This is a genomic window from Streptomyces sp. NPDC037290, from assembly GCF_055603245.1.
In genome coordinates this window covers 234372-250482 of record NZ_JBVJVZ010000004.1, presented here as the reverse complement: position 1 = coordinate 250482, position 16111 = coordinate 234372, and the positions used below count along the sequence as shown (strand labels likewise).

At 71.3% G+C, this 16111-nt stretch carries 15 protein-coding genes and 1 pseudogene; 10 read left to right on the top strand and 6 right to left on the bottom strand.

Annotated features, from left to right (window positions below; translation table 11 throughout):
• Positions 1 to 39: 39 nt before the first annotated feature.
• Positions 40 to 1206, bottom strand: coding sequence for a xylose isomerase (gene xylA / locus ACZ7HQ_RS16115; RefSeq protein ID WP_470989672.1), 1167 nt, complete (start codon positions 1204 to 1206; stop codon positions 40 to 42).
• A 163-nt stretch (positions 1207 to 1369) separates the two neighbouring features.
• Here xylA and xylB point away from each other — a divergent pair, with 163 nt between their 5' ends.
• From xylB to exaC, 7 genes are all read left to right on the top strand, one after another.
• A complete protein-coding gene (xylB, locus tag ACZ7HQ_RS16110) occupies positions 1370 to 2824 on the top strand; it encodes a xylulokinase (RefSeq protein WP_470989668.1) in 1455 nt (484 codons plus the stop codon).
• A 34-nt stretch (positions 2825 to 2858) separates the two neighbouring features.
• Complete coding sequence (locus ACZ7HQ_RS16105; protein ID WP_470989666.1) at positions 2859 to 4067, top strand: ROK family protein; 1209 nt, start codon at positions 2859 to 2861, stop codon at positions 4065 to 4067.
• A 281-nt stretch (positions 4068 to 4348) separates the two neighbouring features.
• Positions 4349 to 5833, top strand: coding sequence for an APC family permease (locus ACZ7HQ_RS16100; RefSeq protein WP_470989663.1), 1485 nt, complete (start codon positions 4349 to 4351; stop codon positions 5831 to 5833).
• Between the two features lie 79 nt (positions 5834 to 5912).
• Positions 5913 to 6926: an acetamidase/formamidase family protein gene (locus ACZ7HQ_RS16095; protein WP_470989660.1), complete on the top strand. Its 1014-nt coding sequence runs from the start codon at positions 5913 to 5915 to the stop codon at positions 6924 to 6926.
• A gap of 125 nt (positions 6927 to 7051) precedes the next feature.
• Complete coding sequence (locus ACZ7HQ_RS16090) at positions 7052 to 7699, top strand: N-acetylmuramoyl-L-alanine amidase (RefSeq protein ID WP_470990679.1); 648 nt, start codon at positions 7052 to 7054, stop codon at positions 7697 to 7699.
• A gap of 57 nt (positions 7700 to 7756) precedes the next feature.
• Entirely contained in the window at positions 7757 to 9064 is a 1308-nt protein-coding gene (locus tag ACZ7HQ_RS16085) for a winged helix-turn-helix domain-containing protein (RefSeq protein WP_470989657.1), read from the top strand.
• A 57-nt stretch (positions 9065 to 9121) separates the two neighbouring features.
• Positions 9122 to 10645 (top strand): acetaldehyde dehydrogenase ExaC, encoded by a 1524-nt coding sequence (exaC, locus tag ACZ7HQ_RS16080; RefSeq protein WP_470989654.1) that lies wholly within the window; start codon positions 9122 to 9124, stop codon positions 10643 to 10645.
• 364 nt (positions 10646 to 11009) lie between these two features.
• On the opposite strand, the gene ACZ7HQ_RS16075 is transcribed toward exaC, so the two are convergent.
• Positions 11010 to 11627, bottom strand: coding sequence for a TetR/AcrR family transcriptional regulator (locus tag ACZ7HQ_RS16075; RefSeq protein ID WP_470989651.1), 618 nt, complete (start codon positions 11625 to 11627; stop codon positions 11010 to 11012).
• A 137-nt stretch (positions 11628 to 11764) separates the two neighbouring features.
• Here ACZ7HQ_RS16075 and ACZ7HQ_RS16070 point away from each other — a divergent pair, with 137 nt between their 5' ends.
• Both ACZ7HQ_RS16070 and ACZ7HQ_RS16065 read left to right on the top strand, forming a co-directional pair.
• Positions 11765 to 12223 carry a cupin domain-containing protein gene (locus ACZ7HQ_RS16070; RefSeq protein WP_470989648.1) on the top strand — a complete coding sequence of 153 codons (459 nt, stop codon included), beginning with the start codon at positions 11765 to 11767 and terminating at the stop codon, positions 12221 to 12223.
• 49 nt (positions 12224 to 12272) lie between these two features.
• On the top strand, positions 12273 to 13085 hold the full coding sequence (locus tag ACZ7HQ_RS16065; protein WP_470989646.1) for an alpha/beta fold hydrolase: 813 nt from the start codon (positions 12273 to 12275) through the stop codon (positions 13083 to 13085).
• 22 nt (positions 13086 to 13107) lie between these two features.
• Here ACZ7HQ_RS16065 and ACZ7HQ_RS16060 read toward each other — a convergent pair whose 3' ends face one another.
• A complete protein-coding gene (locus tag ACZ7HQ_RS16060; RefSeq protein ID WP_470989643.1) occupies positions 13108 to 13413 on the bottom strand; it encodes a WCX domain-containing protein in 306 nt (101 codons plus the stop codon).
• An 81-nt stretch (positions 13414 to 13494) separates the two neighbouring features.
• Here ACZ7HQ_RS16060 and ACZ7HQ_RS16055 point away from each other — a divergent pair.
• Positions 13495 to 13800: pseudogene (locus ACZ7HQ_RS16055) on the top strand (VOC family protein); the annotation flags it as partial.
• A 36-nt stretch (positions 13801 to 13836) separates the two neighbouring features.
• Here the strand turns inward: ACZ7HQ_RS16055 and ACZ7HQ_RS16050 are convergent.
• The 3 genes from ACZ7HQ_RS16050 to ACZ7HQ_RS16040 form a co-directional block, all read right to left on the bottom strand.
• Positions 13837 to 14559: a recombinase family protein gene (locus ACZ7HQ_RS16050; protein ID WP_470990677.1), complete on the bottom strand. Its 723-nt coding sequence runs from the start codon at positions 14557 to 14559 to the stop codon at positions 13837 to 13839.
• A gap of 60 nt (positions 14560 to 14619) precedes the next feature.
• Positions 14620 to 14841 (bottom strand): zinc finger domain-containing protein, encoded by a 222-nt coding sequence (locus ACZ7HQ_RS16045; RefSeq protein ID WP_470989641.1) that lies wholly within the window; start codon positions 14839 to 14841, stop codon positions 14620 to 14622.
• A 387-nt stretch (positions 14842 to 15228) separates the two neighbouring features.
• Positions 15229 to 15783: an EF-hand domain-containing protein gene (locus tag ACZ7HQ_RS16040; RefSeq protein ID WP_470989639.1), complete on the bottom strand. Its 555-nt coding sequence runs from the start codon at positions 15781 to 15783 to the stop codon at positions 15229 to 15231.
• Positions 15784 to 16111 lie beyond the last annotated feature (328 nt).

The window sequence follows — 16111 nt, the reverse complement described above, 5'->3', positions numbered from 1 at the left end:
CCGGGACGGCTGCGCGAGCAGTCCCGGCCCTTCTCGCGTTCAGCCCCGCGCACCCAGCAGGTGGTCCATGGCGAGCTGGTCGAGGCGTTCGAAGGCCATGCCTCGCGCGGCGGCCGCCTCCACGTCGAAGTCCTCGAAGGCCGCACGGTCGGCGAGCAGGGCCTGCAGGCCGTCGGCCGCGGTCGGCTCGGCCAGCTGGTCCAGGCGTGAGGCGCACAGTGCCTCCTGCACCTCCGGGTCGGCGCGGAAGGCGGCGGCCCGCTCCTTGAGGATGAGGTAGTTGCGCATGCAGCCCGCGGCCGACGCCCACACCCCGTCGAGGTCCTCGGTCCGCGGCGGCTTGAAGTCGAAGTGCCGCGGGCCTTCGTATCCGGCGCTCTCCAGCAGGTCGACCAGCCAGAACGCCGCCCGCAGATCGCCGGCGCCGAAGCGCAGGTCCTGGTCGTACTTGATGCCGGACTGGCCGTTGAGGTCGATGTGGAAGAGCTTGCCCGCCCACAGGGCCTGCGCGATGCCGTGCGGGAAGTTCAGGCCGGCCATCTGCTCGTGCCCGGCCTCGGGGTTGACGCCGTACAGCTCCGGGCGCTCCAGGCGCTCGATGAAGGCCAGTGCGTGGCCGACGGTGGGCAGCAGGATGTCGCCGCGCGGCTCGTTCGGCTTGGGCTCGATGGCGAAGCGGAGGTCGTAGCCCTGGGAGATGACGTACTCGCCGAGGAGGTCGAAGGCCTCCTTCATGCGGTCGAGGGCGGCCCTTACATCCTTGGCGGCGCCGGACTCGGCGCCCTCACGGCCGCCCCAGGCGACGTACGTCCTCGCGCCCAGCTCGACCGCCAGGTCGATGTTGCGGATCGTCTTGCGCAGCGCGTAGCGGCGCACGTCGCGGTCGTTCGCGGTGAACGCGCCGTCCTTGAAGACGGGATGGGTGAACAGGTTGGTGGTGGCCATCGGGACGGTCATGCCGGTCGCGTCGAGGGCCTGGCGGAACCGCTTGACGTGCGACTCGCGCTCGGTGTCGGAGGATCCGAAGGGGATCAGGTCGTCGTCGTGGAAGGTCACCCCGTGGGCGCCTAGCTCGGCCAGGCGCCGCACCGTCTCGACCGGGTCGAGGGCACGGCGGGTGGCATCGCCGAACGGGTCCCTTCCCTGCCAGCCGACGGTCCACAGGCCGAAGGTGAACCTGTCCTCGGGGGTGGGCTGATAGCTCATGCCGCGGCTCCTTGCTTGCGTTGCGACTATTTCGTCATGGCCGTTTACAAATTAGTATGCACTCGCACCTCAGGGAAGAGACAAGATGTCCTTGTCCCGCAGAGTCGCGGAAATCACGGAACGTGGCGGAACGTCACGAACGTCGCGAAAAAGGGAGAGCCCGATGTCAGCAGCCGAGGGTCCGCTCGTCGTCGGCGTGGACACATCCACCCAGTCCACGAAGGCACTGGTCGTCGACGCGTCCACGGGCCAGGTGGTGGCGCGCGGCCAGGCACCGCACACCGTGTCCTCCGGCGCGGGCCGCGAGAGCGATCCCCGTCAGTGGTGGGGCGCGCTGTGCGAGGCACTGAGCCAGTGCGGTGACGCGGCGCACGAGGCGGCCGCGGTGTCGATCGGCGGTCAGCAGCACGGCCTGGTCACGCTGGACGAGCGGGGCGAGCCGGTGCGTCCGGCGCTGCTGTGGAACGACGTGCGCTCGGCGCCGCAGGCCCGCCGGCTGGTGGAGGAACTGGGCGGGCCGAAGGCCTGGGCGGAGCGCACCGGCAGCGTGCCCGGCGCGTCGTTCACGGTCACCAAGTGGGCCTGGCTGGCCGAGCACGAGCCGGAGTCGGTCCGCGCGACCAGGGCGGTACGGCTCCCCCACGACTACCTCACCGAGCGCCTGACCGGGCAGGGCACCACCGACCGCGGCGACGCGTCCGGCACCGGCTGGTGGGCGTCCGGTACGGAGGCGTACGACGCGGAAACCCTCGCGCACGTCGGCCTCGACCCGGCGCTGCTGCCCCGCGTGGTGCGGCCGGGCGAGGTGGCCGGCACCGTGCGGGACAGCCACGACCTGCCCTTCTCCAAGGGCACCCTGGTCGCCCCGGGCACCGGCGACAACGCGGCGGCGGCGCTGGGCCTCGGTCTGCGGCCCGGCACCCCGGTGCTCAGCCTCGGCACGTCCGGCACGGTGTACGCGGTCTCCAGGCACCGCCCGGCCGATCCGACCGGCACGGTGGCGGGGTTCGCCGACGCCCACGGGGACTGGCTGCCCCTGGCCTGCACGCTGAACTGCACGCTCGCCGTGGACCGCGTCGCGGCGCTGGTGGGCCTGGACCGCGAGGCCGTGGAACAGGGCGGCTCGGTGACCCTGCTGCCGTACCTGGACGGCGAACGTACCCCGAACCTGCCGCACGCCTCCGGCCTGCTGCACGGCCTGCGCCACGACACGACGGCCGGGCAGCTGCTGCAGGCCGCGTACGACGGCGCCGTGCACGCGCTGCTCGGCGCGCTCGACCTGGTCCTGGACCAGGACGCCGACCGCGGCAGCCCGCTGCTGCTGATCGGCGGCGGGGCGCGCGGGGCGGCGTGGCAGCAGACGGTACGGCGGCTGTCGGGGCGGCCGGTCCAGGTCCCGGAGGCCCGCGAACTGGTCGCCCTCGGGGCTGCCGCACAGGCCGCCGGCCTGCTCACCGGCGAGGACCCGGCCGCGGTGGCCCGCCGCTGGAACACGACCGCCGGCCCGGTGCTGGACGCCGTGGAACGGGACCAGGAGACGCTGGAGCGGATCACCGGGGTACTCTCCGACGCGGCCCCGCTGCTGGATCGCGGGACGGAAACCACGCCGCGCCCATGAAGCGGGGCGGCAGACACCGGGGACTGATTTCAGCATGACCGCACCGCCGCACGAGGCCCGCCCTCCGGGCGCCGGCCGCGCCCTGCCGGACACCCAGCAGGGCATGCGCCGGCGCAACCTGGCCCGTGTGATGCACGCCGTCAGCGCGGAGGGCTCGCTGTCGCGGGCCGCGGTCGCCTCCCGCATCGGGCTGACGCGGGCGGCCGTGTCGACACTCGTGGACGAGCTGATCCGCTGGGGGCTGCTGGAGGAGCTCGGCCCGGAGCGACCGGGCCGGGTGGGCCGGCCCGGGTCGGCACTCGCGGTGAGCGGCCGCGGTCCGGCCGGGATCGGGGCCGAGATCGGCGTCGACCACCTCGCGGTGTGCGCGGTCGACCTGCGCGGCGTGGTTCGCGCACGCGCCGTGCGGCACGGAGCGAACCGGGGCCGTACACCCGCACCCGTGGTCGAGGAGCTGACCGAGCTGGTGCACCGGGTCGTCGCGGAGGCGGAGCGGGAGGCGCTGTGGCCCGCCGGGCTCGCGGTCGCCGTGCCGGGGCTGGTGGCACGGGACGGCCGTACGGTCGTGCGCGCCCCGAACCTCGACTGGCACGACACCGACCTCGGCGCCCTGCTGCCGGACGCGTGGCCGCCGGCCGTGGACAACGAGGCCAACTTCGGTGCACTCGCGGAGCTGTGGCTCGGTGACGGCACCCCGCGTGACTTCCTGCACGTGTCGGCCGAGATCGGCATCGGTGCCGCGGTCGTCGTGGACGGTGGACTGCTGCGCGGCACCCGCGGCTTCGCGGGCGAGCTGGGCCATGTGCCCGTACGGCCGGACGGGCCGCCCTGTCCGTGCGGCGGCCGTGGGTGCCTGGAGCAGTACGCGGGCGAGGAGGCGGTGCTGCGTGCGGCGGGGCTGGAGCCGGGCGAGGATCTGGTGGGCCTGCTCGCCGGACGCGCCGAGCAGGGCGACGAGGGCGTACGGGCGGCGTTGCGGGACGCCGGTACGGCGCTCGGCATCGCCCTGACCGGGGCGGTGAATCTGCTCGACCCCGAGAAGGTGGTTCTCGGCGGCGCCCTGGCCGGCCTCTCCCCTTGGCTGCTGCCGTCCCTTGAGGCGGAGCTGACGGGCCGCACGGCGGGCCCGCCCTGCCCGGTGACGGTGTCCCGGCTGGGCCCGGAGGGCCCCCTGCTGGGAGCGGCGCACTCGGTCGTCCGGGGCGTGCTGGACGATCCGGCCATGGTGGCGGAACGCCCCTGACGTCACGCATCGCGTCCTCGGTCCGCGGTGGCGAGGACCCCGTTCGACCGGCCTCCGGGGCGTGGCGGCGGCCGGTGTTCACCCGATCGGGTGGCCCGGTTTTCCACAAGTGGGGGGCTTCTCCACGGAACCGGCGCGCACTCTTCTGCCCAACCGGCCCGCGCCGTACCGTGATTCACGCGAGGCAGCCGACGGTTCGTCAAAGTCCGCGGGTGCCGAACGGTTGACCGTATTTCACACACGTCGGGCGGCAGTGGACTGACAGACACCGGGGGACGGACATGCACGAGGGGACGACCGGGGCGCTGCGGCGCGACGCCGTCGGGTTGCGCGAGGTGCTGTTCCAGAGCGTCACGGCGATGGCGCCGGCCGCCGCGGTGGCCGCGTCGATCCCGGCCGGTGCCGCCTTCGCGGGCGGCAGCCTGCCGCTGGCGGTGCTGATCGCCCTCGTGGCCTGTCTGTTCACCGCGTCATGTGTGGCCGAGCTGGCCCGGGAGCTGCCCGCGGCGGGCTCGGTGGCCACGTACGCGGCGCGGGGGCTGCACCCCGCCGTCGGTTTTCTCGTCGGCTGGGCCTACGTCTTCGTGGAGATGCTGGTCCCCCCACTGCTCCTCCTGCAGCTGGGCTTCACTGCGGCGGGCACGCTGCACGAGGAATGGTCCTCGTATCCGGCCGGCCTGTGGTGGCCGTGGTCCCTGGCGGGGGCCGGCGTGATCGCTGTCGCCGGTTACCTCGGTGTTCGTGCCTCGGCCCGCTTCGGCACCGTCCTCGGCGTCTTCGAGATCCTCGTCTTCCTGGTGTTCGCGGTCCTGCTCACGGCCAAGGCCGGCGGCGCCAACACCCTGTCGGTGTTCGGCACTTCGCACACCGCGGACGGTTACGCCGGGCTCAGTGGCGTGTTCGCCGGGTCCGTGTACACGGTGCTGGCGTTCGCGGGGTTCGAGGCGGCGGCGCCGCTCGCCGAGGAGACACGCGATCCCCGGCGGACGATGCACCGCGCGGTCCTCGGAGCGGCCCTGGGGATCGGTCTGTTCTACGTGATCACGACCTATGCGATGAGCGTCTACTTCGGCCCGGACCGCTTCGCGGAGTTCGGCGCCTCGGGTCCGGCATCCTGGGACGGCGTCGCCCGGGCGTCCTTCGGGCTCTTCTGGGTGCTGGTCTTCCTTGCGGTGATCAACTCCACGATCGCCAATGCCAACGCGTGCGCCAACGTCTCGACCCGTACGGCCTTCGCCCTGGCCCGGATCCGGGTGCTGCCCCGTCTGCTCGCCACGCTCCACCCCCGGCACCGCTCCCCGGTGGCCGGTGTGGCGCTGCAGACCCTCGTGGCGGTCGCGGCGGTACTGGGACTCGGTTTCGGCTACGGCCCCGTGACCGCGTTCCTCCTGCTCGCCACGGTGATCGTCACGGTCGTCGTCGGTGTCTACGTCGTCGTGAACCTCGCCTGCGCCGGCTACTTCCTGCGCGCCGGAAGAGCGGCCCTCAAGCCGGTACGGCACCTGCTGTTCCCGGTGCTCGGCATCGTGGCCTTCATACCCGCCCTGCTGACGGCCGCCGGCATCCCCGTCTTCGACTTCGTCACCGAACTGACCGCCCCGGTGTCCTACGCGGGCCCGGTCGTCGGCGTCTGGATGACGGGGGGCGTGGTGGTGCTGCTCCTGCTGATACGGCGTCACCCAGAGCGCCTGGCCGAGACCGCTCGGGTGCACCTCGACGCGTACGACCCGGCCGGCGACCGGCGGGACGGGACCGTACCCCGCTGACCCAGCCGTCACGCCCCGCAGAGCCGCGCCGGCGCAGACCCCGTCCCACGACCGCCCGTCAGAAGGGACCACCTCCACGATGACCGACCCCCGGATCCTCACCGTGCGCCCGGAACCGGACGACTACGCCTGGACGTTCGGCGGCGCGCCGCCGGTGGCGCGGATCGCGCCCGGCACCGTTCTCGACCTGTACACGGAGGACTGCTTCGCCGGGCGGGTACGCTCCGAGAAGGACCTCGTCTCCGAGGTGTGCGAGTTCCCGTTCCTCAATCCGCAGACCGGCCCCTTCCACATCGAGGGCGCCGAGCCCGGCGACACCGTGGCCGTGCACTTCGTGTCGATCGAACCGGCCCGGGACTGGGCGGCGTCGACGACGGTCCCGCTCTTCGGCGCGCTCACCTCGACCCACACCACGGCCACGCTGCAGCCCCCGCTGCCGGAGCGCGTCTGGATCTGGCAACTGGACCGTGCGCGGCGCACCGCGCTGTTCCGGGCGCAGGACAGCGACATCGAGGCCGAGCTGCCCCTGGACCCCATGCACGGCACGGTGGGCGTGGCGCCGGCCAATCTGGAGGTGCGCTCCGCCCTGGTCCCGGACGCCCATGGCGGCAACATGGACACTCCCGAAATGCGTGCCGGCGTCACCTGCTACCTGGGCGTGAACGTCGAAGGTGCCCTGTTCAGCCTCGGCGACGGGCACGCCCGACAGGGCGAGGGCGAGACCTGCGGCGTGGCCGTGGAGTGCGCGATGAACACCGTGGTGATCGTGGATCTCCTCAAGGACGTCGCCACTGCGTGGCCCCGGCTGGAGTCGGACACCCACATCATCTCGACCGGCTCGGCACGCCCGCTGGAGGACGCGTTCCGGATATCGCAGCTGGACCTGGTGCAGTGGCTGGTGCGCGACTACGGGTTCAGTGAGCCGGACGCGTACCAATTCGCAACCCAGGCGGTCGAATCACCGTTGGCCAACGTGTGCGACACGAACTACACGTGCGTGGCCAAGCTCCGCAAGGAGTGGCTGCCGACGCGCGAGACGTACCGCGGCGTGCACGCCCGGCTGCGGGAGACCGCGCGTGCACTGCGCGTCTGACGTCGGCAACGTTCCCGATCCCGATCCGCGCGGCCGTGGTCCCCACAGGCGCCCCCCACTGCCTCTGGGCCTGCCGCTCTACGACTCCTGACGCCCCCCACACCTGAAAGGCACCGCCGATGGATATGTGCCCCGCCGACCCCGCACAGCCGAGAGACGCGGCACCACCCCCAGCGAACACGGCGCAGCCGCGCCTGAGCAGACGCCGGCTGCTGAAGGGCGCGGCGCTCGCCGCCGTCCCCGGCACGCTGCCTCCCGTCCCACGCGCCGGTGCACAGCCCGAGGCCGTCGACTACCCGCCCGCCGAGTGGCGGCCGGCGAGCACCTCCAACTACACCGCGTCCGACCGCCCGGGCGACTACACCATCGACCGCGTGATCATCCACGTCACGGAGGAGACGTACGCCAACACGCTGACGATCTTCGGCAACCCGCAGAAGAAGGTGTCCGCGCACTATCTGGTCCGTTCGGCGGACGGACACGTCGCCCAGTGCGTGCACGAGGCGGACATCGCCTGGCACGCCGGGAACTGGGACTACAACACCCGCAGCATCGGCATCGAACACGAAGGGTGGGTGGACCAGCCGGCCTACTTCACCAATGCCCTGTACGAGCAGTCGGCGAAGCTCACGGCGGCGATCTGCACCAAGTACGGCATCCCGAAGGACAGGGAGCACATCATCGGCCACTATCAGGTGCCCGGCACCGACCACACCGACCCCGGCCCAGGCTGGGACTGGGTCCGCTACCTGAGACTGGTCAACTTCGCCTAGCGGGAAGACGATGGTCGCAGGACCGACAACACCGTTTCGCGGTCCGGGGAGGCCGAGTTGACCGATCCGTGGGTGGCCCTGGAGCCGGGAGCCGATCCCGCCGAGCGGGTCCGTGTGCTGCGCAGGGCGCACGAGACGTTCACCACGGCGGGCACGGTGCCGCGCCCGGTGCGGTCGGTCGTGGCGGAGTCGTGGCGGCGCAGTGCGCGGGCCGGTGTCGGGCCGGACGGCACCGCCGGCGTGGAGCTGACCGAGGCCGACCTCGGCGCGTACCGGGCGGAGCACCCGCTGGCCCGGGTGATGCCGCTGTTCCGGGAGCTGATGGGTACGTTCGCCGCCGACGGGGAGCATCTGCTGGCGGTGTGCGACGCGCAGGGCAGGCTGCTGTGGGTCGAGGGTCACCGGGCGACCCGGCGCCGGGCTGACGGGATGAACTTCGTACCCGGGGCGCGCTGGTCGGAGAGCGCGGTCGGCACCAATGCGCCCGGCACCGCGGTCGCCGTGGACCGGCCGGTGCAGGTGTTCGCCGCGGAGCACTTCATACGGCGGGTGCAGCCGTGGACCTGCGCGGCGGCCCCGGTGCACGATCCGCGCACCGGCCGGGTCCTGGGCGCCGTGGACATCACCGGCGGGGACGGGCTGGCGCATCCGCACAGCCTGGGCTTCGTGCAGGCGGTGGCGCGGGCCGCGGAGGCGCAGCTCGCACTGCTCGCACCGGCGCGGGGCACCGCGGACACGCTCCTGCTCGATGCGCTGGGCCGGGACGAGGCGGACATCGTCCTGGCCGGCCGACAGACCCGGCTCAGCCGCCGGCACAGCGAGATCCTCGTCCTCCTCGCCCGGCACCCCGAGGGACTGACGGGTGACGAGCTGCTGTGCGCCCTCTACGCGGACGAGTCGGTGACCCCGGTGACCCTGCGTGCCGAACTGGCCCGGTTGCGCAAGCTGTTGGACCCCGGCCTGCTCGCCTCGCGACCGTACCGGCTCACGGCCGCGGTCGAGTCGGACGTGACCGCGGTGGAGCGGTGGCTGGGGGCGGGAGCGGTCACGGCGGCGGCCGAGGCGTACACCGGTCCGCTGCTGCCCGGTTCGCAGGCCCCGGCGATCGTACGGCTGCGGGACCGTCTCGCCGGTGGACTGCGGACGGCGCTGATCGCCCACCGTGACCCGGACCTGCTGGCGGACTGGGTGCGCACGCCGTGGGGCGAGGACGACGTCGAGGTGTGGCGGGCGCTCGCCGCGCTGCGGCCCACGGCGCCGGTGCGGGCACGGCTCGCCGCGCTGGAGGCCGAGCTGACGGCACCGGCCGGCCGGGCATGGCCGCGGACCCGCGGCGCAACGTACTTGCAACGTCCGTCCGCCTAGCCTCGCGCCGAGAGCTGCCCAACGGCGGGCAGCGCTGCACCGGGAGGCAGACCCAGCATGACTCGTTACGCGGCGCCGGGCACCGAGGGCGCGATCGTCTCCTACCAGGCGCGCTACGACCACTTCATCGGCGGCGAGTACGTGCCGCCGCGGCGCGGGCAGTACTTCGAGAATCCGTCGCCGGTCAACGGACAGCCGTTCACGGAGATCGCCCGCGGCACGGCGGAGGACGTCGAGCGGGCACTGGACGCGGCGCACGAGGCCGCGCCGGGGTGGGGCCGTACGTCGGTGACGGAGCGCAGCGACATCCTGCTGAAGATCGCCGACCGCATGGCGGCCAGCCTCGAAGCCCTCGCGGTGGCGGAGAGCTGGGAGAACGGCAAGCCGGTCCGCGAGACGCTGGCGGCCGACATTCCGCTGGCGATCGACCACTTCCGTTACTTCGCGGGGGCGATCCGGGCGCAGGAGGGCTCACTCAGCGAGATCGACGACGACACGGTGGCCTACCACTTCCACGAGCCGCTCGGGGTCGTCGCGCAGATCATCCCGTGGAACTTCCCGATCCTGATGGCGGCGTGGAAGCTGGCGCCGGCGCTCGCCGCGGGCAACGCGGTCGTCCTCAAGCCCGCCGAGCAGACGCCCGCCTCCATCCACTACTGGGTCGGTCTGATCGCTGATCTGCTGCCGCCGGGTGTGCTGAACATCGTCAACGGCTTCGGGGTGGAGGCGGGTAAGCCGCTGGCGTCCAGCCCGCGCGTGGCGAAGGTCGCGTTCACCGGGGAGACCACGACCGGGCGGCTGATCATGCAGTACGCCTCCGAGAACATCAAGCCCGTCACCCTGGAACTCGGGGGCAAGTCGCCGAACATCTTCTTCGACGACGTGTGGGCCCACGACGACGACTTCCGCGACAAGGCGCTTGAGGGCTTCACCATGTTCGCGCTCAACCAGGGCGAGGTCTGCACCTGCCCGTCCCGGGCACTGGTCCAGCGCGGCCACTACGCGGAGTTCCTCCAGGCGGCGGTCGAACGGACGCGGCAGATCAAGCCGGGGCACCCGCTCGACACCGACACGATGATCGGCGCCCAGGCCTCCAACGACCAGCTGGAGAAGATCCTCTCCTACCTGGACATCGGCCGGCAGGAAGGCGCGAAGGTCCTCATCGGCGGCGAACGCATCGAGCACGACGGCGAACTGAAGGGCGGCTACTACGTCCAGCCGACCATCTTCGAGGGTGACAACCGTATGCGGATCTTCCAGGAGGAGATCTTCGGCCCGGTCGTCTCGGTGACCTCGTTCGACCACTTCGACGACGCCATCAAGATCGCCAACGACACGCTGTACGGCCTCGGCGCGGGCGTCTGGACCCGGGACGCCACCACCGCCTACCGCGCCGGCCGCGCGATCCAGGCGGGCCGCGTGTGGACCAACTGCTACCACGCCTACCCGGCCCACGCGGCGTTCGGCGGCTACAAGCAGTCCGGGATCGGCCGTGAGACGCACAAGATGATGCTGGAGCACTACCAGCAGACGAAGAACCTGCTGGTGTCGTACTCGCCGAAGAGGCTCGGCTTCTTCTAGAGGCCAGGAAGAGGCGCCTGCCCGGTCCTTTTGCGGGTCAGGCGCCTTGTACGCGATTCACTCGGAGCAGCTGCGGCTCTTGATGGCCGACCCTCGGAACCATCGCGGTGGCCCCGGTCTGAAGGCGCCGCACGGCCCCGCCTTCGACAGGCTGCCGACCAACGCCCCGCCGTGGCCAGCCAGGCAGTCCAGGCGAGGGCTTCTCGGCTGTTGGCGGCCATGTTGCCGTCGGGGCGGGCGCCGATCTCGGAGATCTTGTGGATCCGAAGCGTCGGCTGTGCCCCGGTAGTCGCGGGCGGACACCAGCAGTGGCGCGGCCGGGCCCGCATCCGCGGAGTCACCGACCACGGCGACGGTTGCCGGTTCACCCCCGCGCGACCGCGCGCACCGCGGCTTCGGTCAGCGTGGTCGCCGTGCGTACCGCGCTCGCGATGGCGACGTCGGGGGCGAGGCCGCACAAATCGGTGAGGGTGAACAGGGCTTCGGCGCTGACGACCACGGCCAGGTCCCGCTTCAGCTGGGAGAAGGATTCAGGGTCCGTCGCCCCCAGCGTTTCCTCCAGAGGGGCGAGCGCGTGGTCGATCAGCCCGAAACGGATACCGGGCCTCGCGGTCGCCGCCTCGGGGCGGGTGATGGTGGCCGCGATCATGGCGCGCACCGCCCCCTGGCGCCGGAGTATGCCGCGCAGCAGGAACTCGCAGGCGAAGGCGACTCGTTCGGCGGGGTCGGTGGAGTCCGCGACCGGGGCGAGAGCCTCGGCGGGGGGTGGCCAGGCACCGGCCAGAGCCTCGCCGATCAGCGAGGGGAGGTCGGGGAAGTAGCGGTAGGCGGTGGCCTCGGAGACCAGGGCGGCGCGTGCGATCGCGGGCATGGTCACCTCGCCGCCCGAGGCGATGAGTTCGCGAGCTGCTTCGACGATCGCGGCGCGCGTGCGCCTCTTCTGGTTGCTGCGGCCGGTGCCGGTCTGCGTCGTCGTCGCCATCGGTCCCTCCCCTTTCGTGCCCGTGCGTCCGCGGCAACTTTATCATCGCCGACTCTCATCATGAGAGTTCACTTGCATAAAGAGAATCGACTCTCTACGCTCCTTCGTGAGAGCTGACTCTCATGAAGGAGAGGGCAATGAACGAGGCTTCCCTGGTCGGCCCGGACGACGGCGAGACGATCCGCCTCGGACCGGCACAGATCCGCATCCTGGAAGACGGCAGCACCACCGGTCACCGGATCGGCATGGCCGAGATCACCCTCGCCCCGCACACCGAAGGACCCCCGCAACACCGCCACGCCCAGCACGACGAGGGCTTCTACGTCGTCTTTGGCACCGTGCACTTCACCATCGGCGAGACGACCCACGTCGCACCCGCCGGCACGCTCGCGATGATCCCGCCAGGCGCCCCGCACACCTTCGCCAACCCCGGCGACGAGCCCGCGGTGATGCTCAACACCTTCACACCCGACCTCTACGTGCAGTACTTCCGCGACCTGCGGGACATGATCGCCGGCGGCCAGGAGCTGACCCCGCAGGCGACGGTCGAGGTGATGAGCCGGTACGCCACCGTTCCGGCAACCGACTACGCGTAACCGCTCAGGTCACCAATCCCACACTCCAGTAACCGGTTCGGAGAACTACATGGCCAACACCGCCCGCACCCTCACCCTCACCCTCGACTCCGGCGACGTCGACCTCACCGTCGACGAGCAGGGTGACGGCCGCCCCTTCCTCCTCCTGCACGGTGGCGGCGGCCCGCAGACCGTCGCCGGGTTCGCCGGACTCCTCGCTGACCAGCGGCCGGCCCGCGTCATCACCCCGGTCCATCCCGGCTTCGGCGGCACCGCCAGGCCCGACTGGCTGACCGACGTTCCCACCCTCGCCCAGGTCTACCTACGACTGCTGGACGAACTCGGCCTGAGCGACGTCACCGTCGTCGGCAACTCCATAGGCGGCTGGATCGCCGCCGAGATGGCCCTGCTCGGCAGCGACCGGATCGGCAGTGTCGTCCTCGTCAACGCCGCCGGCATCCACGTCCCCGGCCACCCGATCGCCGACCCCTTCACCCTGACGCCCGCCGAACTGTCCGCTCTCTCCTTCCACGATGTCGAGAAGTTCCGCGTCGACCCCAGCACGTTCTCCGACGAGCAGCGCGCGGCGGCCGTGGCCAACCGCGCGGCACTGCAGGTCTATTCAGGCCCGCACGCCATGGCCGACCCCACCCTGCGCGAGCGCCTGGCCAAGGTCACGCACCCGGTTCTCGTCGCGTGGGGCGAGAGCGACCAGGTCGTCGACACCGCGTACGGACGCGCGTACGCCGACGCCATCCCCGGCTCCCGGTTCGAACTGCTCCTCCGCACCGGCCACATGCCCCAGATCGAGACCCCCGGGCAACTCCTCGCCGCAGTATGGGACTTCGCCGACGCCCATGCCGCCAACCGGTCCAGTGGCTGAGCAGGGGAACTTCTACTCGGGATCAGGAGGGGGCGGTGCGGGCGGCGTTGGCGTAGCGGGTGGCGAGGTGGGCGAATGCGTCGTTGAGTTCGGGTGGGCCGACAACCTCGATGTCGGTGTCGAAGCGGCCGATGGCGGCGGCCAGGCCCGTCCATGACCAGGATCCCAAGGTGAGCCGGCAGCGGTCGGGGCCGAGTTCTTCGACGATTCCGTCATGGGCGAAGGGGGCGACAGTGGTGGCAGGGAGGTTGAGGACGACTTCGCCCTGGCAGGGCCAGTCGGTGGTGCCGCCGGAGCCGCGGAACCGGCTCACGATGAAGGCGGACACGTAGCCTCCGGGGAGTTCGCGTGGCGTGAAGCGGGGGCCGGTGGGTGTGCGCGGCCGTATGCGGTCGGCGCGGAAGGTCCGCCAGTCACGTACAGGGACGCCGGCAACGTGCAGAACGAGAACGAGGCGGACTGGGTGATGTGGGGCGAGGTGGCCGGGGACGACGGGTTCCACGTCATGGCCTACGACGTGCCCTCCCAGCTGCCCTGGAACCGGGGCGAGAATCCCTTCTTCGTCTCCGTGCGCGGCGACGACGCCGGCGAGATCAGCGCCCTGTGGCAGAACCTGTCGGAAGGCTCGACGGTGGTGCGCCCCCTGGAGGCCGCGCCGTGGGCACCGCTGTACGGCATGCTCACCGACCGCTTCGGCGTCACCGGGTGTGAGTAGTTGGCGTACAGGAAATCCCGATGAGAACGATCATGGTCACGAGCTGAGCGCCGCGGCGTCCGGACTGGGCCGGGGGACGCCGTCGGTCTGGAGGGCGGCGAAGTCGGCGTGGGCCTGTTCGACGGCTTCGGGGTACGCCTCGCGCTTGGCGTGCTCGGCCAGCGCCCGGTAGATGCTGGCGACGGAGGGGTTCTGTCCCTTGCGCTTGCCGGTGGGGATGATCAGGTCGGGCTGGATCTGCTCGACGGACTCCCCGTTCGCCCGGCGCCGCAGCACGGTGTGGAGCATGTCCTCGGTGATGACGGGCGGCCGGCCTCCGTGCTTGCCCTTGCGGGCCGCGGTGTCGAGCCCTTCGAGCGTCGACTCCCGGATGTTCTCCCGTTCGGTCTCCGCCATCGCCGCGAAGAACGCGAACAGCAGCTTCCCCGGCCCGGTCGGGTCGTAGATCCCGGGCAGGGGCCCGGCCAGCATCTCCAGCACCAGGCCGTGCGCGGTGAGGTGGTCAGCGAGCGCGGTCAGCTCGGCGGCGTCCCGCCCGAGCCGCTTCATCTCGTACACGGGGAAGATGACCCGGCAGTGCGGGGCGTGCGCCTTGACCTCCCGGGCAGTCCGCAGCGCCTCCTCGAACTTCGGGCGGACCCGTACCCGGGTGCTGATCTTCTCGCTGAAGATCTTGTCCCTGGGGATGCCGTGCTTGCTGAGCGCGTCGAGCTGGGAGTCGAGTTCCTGCCCGAGGGTCGAGCACCTCGCGTACCCGATACGGATGTCCGCGCTCGGTAGGCCCGGGTCGATCGGCGCCAGCGGCGGGGTGCCCGGCCGTCACGGCCGGCCCGCACCCCGGTCGGCCGGGGTCTGCACCCGCAGCTCCTTCTTCAGCCGGGGCACCATCGTGAAGCGGCGGGTGTGGTAGGCGGAGGCGACCGCGCCGCCGCGCGAGCGGCACGGCGAGCCGGGCTGGGCGTCACACTTCGGACAGGCGTGCTGCTCGACATCGTCGGCGTCCGACCGGCCGGTCGGAGAAGGTTGCTGAGGGTCCGTCATGGGTCCGGATTTTCGCACAATGCAAGTCTCAGAAGAGGGTCAGGCCCGCTTTTGAGTGAGAACAGGTTCTGCGAACGAATACGGGGTCGGCGGGGGTCCGGCGGCCCGTGATTGATCTTGCTCGCGCAAAGGACCGTTTGTGAGAGAACTCGCCCCCGCCCTGCATGCGGCGTATGTCCAGGTCGCCTCCGGCGCCGGGGCCGCTGCTGTTGCGCCGATGACGAGACCCGTACAGTGCGCAGCGTTCCGGCCCGGAGCCACCATTCATGGTTCCGGGCCGGAACGCTGCGTGGACGCCGACCAAGCGGCTGCGCACGGCAACGACCGCGCCGCATCACAGCAAGCGAATATCCGGCAGGGTCCGCCGTGCTGGCTGCGGACCGTGCGTCAGGCGGACAGGTGCCCGAAGAACAGGCTGCCGGGGACGTCCAGGTCCGGCGAGTGGAAGAACTCCCTGATCGCGCGGATGTACTCGTGGCGGCTGATGACGCCGTCACCGTCGGTGTCCAACCGCGCGAAGGTGTCCATCGCGTCCGGCGCCTTGCTGTTCCACAACAGGTCCAGGAACTGCTTGAACTCCGACTTGCTGATGCAGTTATCGCCGTCGGTGTCCGCGATGTCGAAGATGGCGTGCGGGATGCACTCCATCATGTTGTAGCGGCTGGTGTCGACGCTCGACGCGCGGTTGGCGAGGGCGAACTGCTCCCGGTCCAGGCGGTCGTTGCCGCCCGCGTGGCGCAGGAGCTCCGTCCAGTACATCTGGTACGCGATCGTCAGCGACTGCGCCTTGCGGTCCTTCTTGCCGATCTTGTACGCGCTGAGGTAGCGGTCGATGATCCGCTGGTAGTCGCTCCAGTCGACGTAGCCGTCGTTGTCGGTGTCGGTCGCTTTGAACAGCGCTTCAAGCTTGAGAGCGATCGGGTCGGTGGCGGTAGTGGTCATGGTTGCCCTTCCGGGAGTGAGGTGGTGGGGCACTCTGGCCCGCCCGCCACGAGGCTAACCACAAGATCGTTGACAAGAGCTGTTAAATGGCTGCTTTTGGGCAAAGAACACCAGATAGTATGATCGTTTGGACTTTTCGGTCTACGCTCCCCAGCTGATCAGGTATCGAAGCAGACTGATGCACTGGCCGGCCGCGCGTAGCGGCGGCACGAGGCCACCGCTACGGGCCCCAGACCGGCTCGAGCCTTCCGCTGCTCCGGCCAGGAGGAGAACACCGCGACCGCGCCGGCGGCTGCGGGCTGCGCCTGCGGCAGCCGAACGCCGCCGC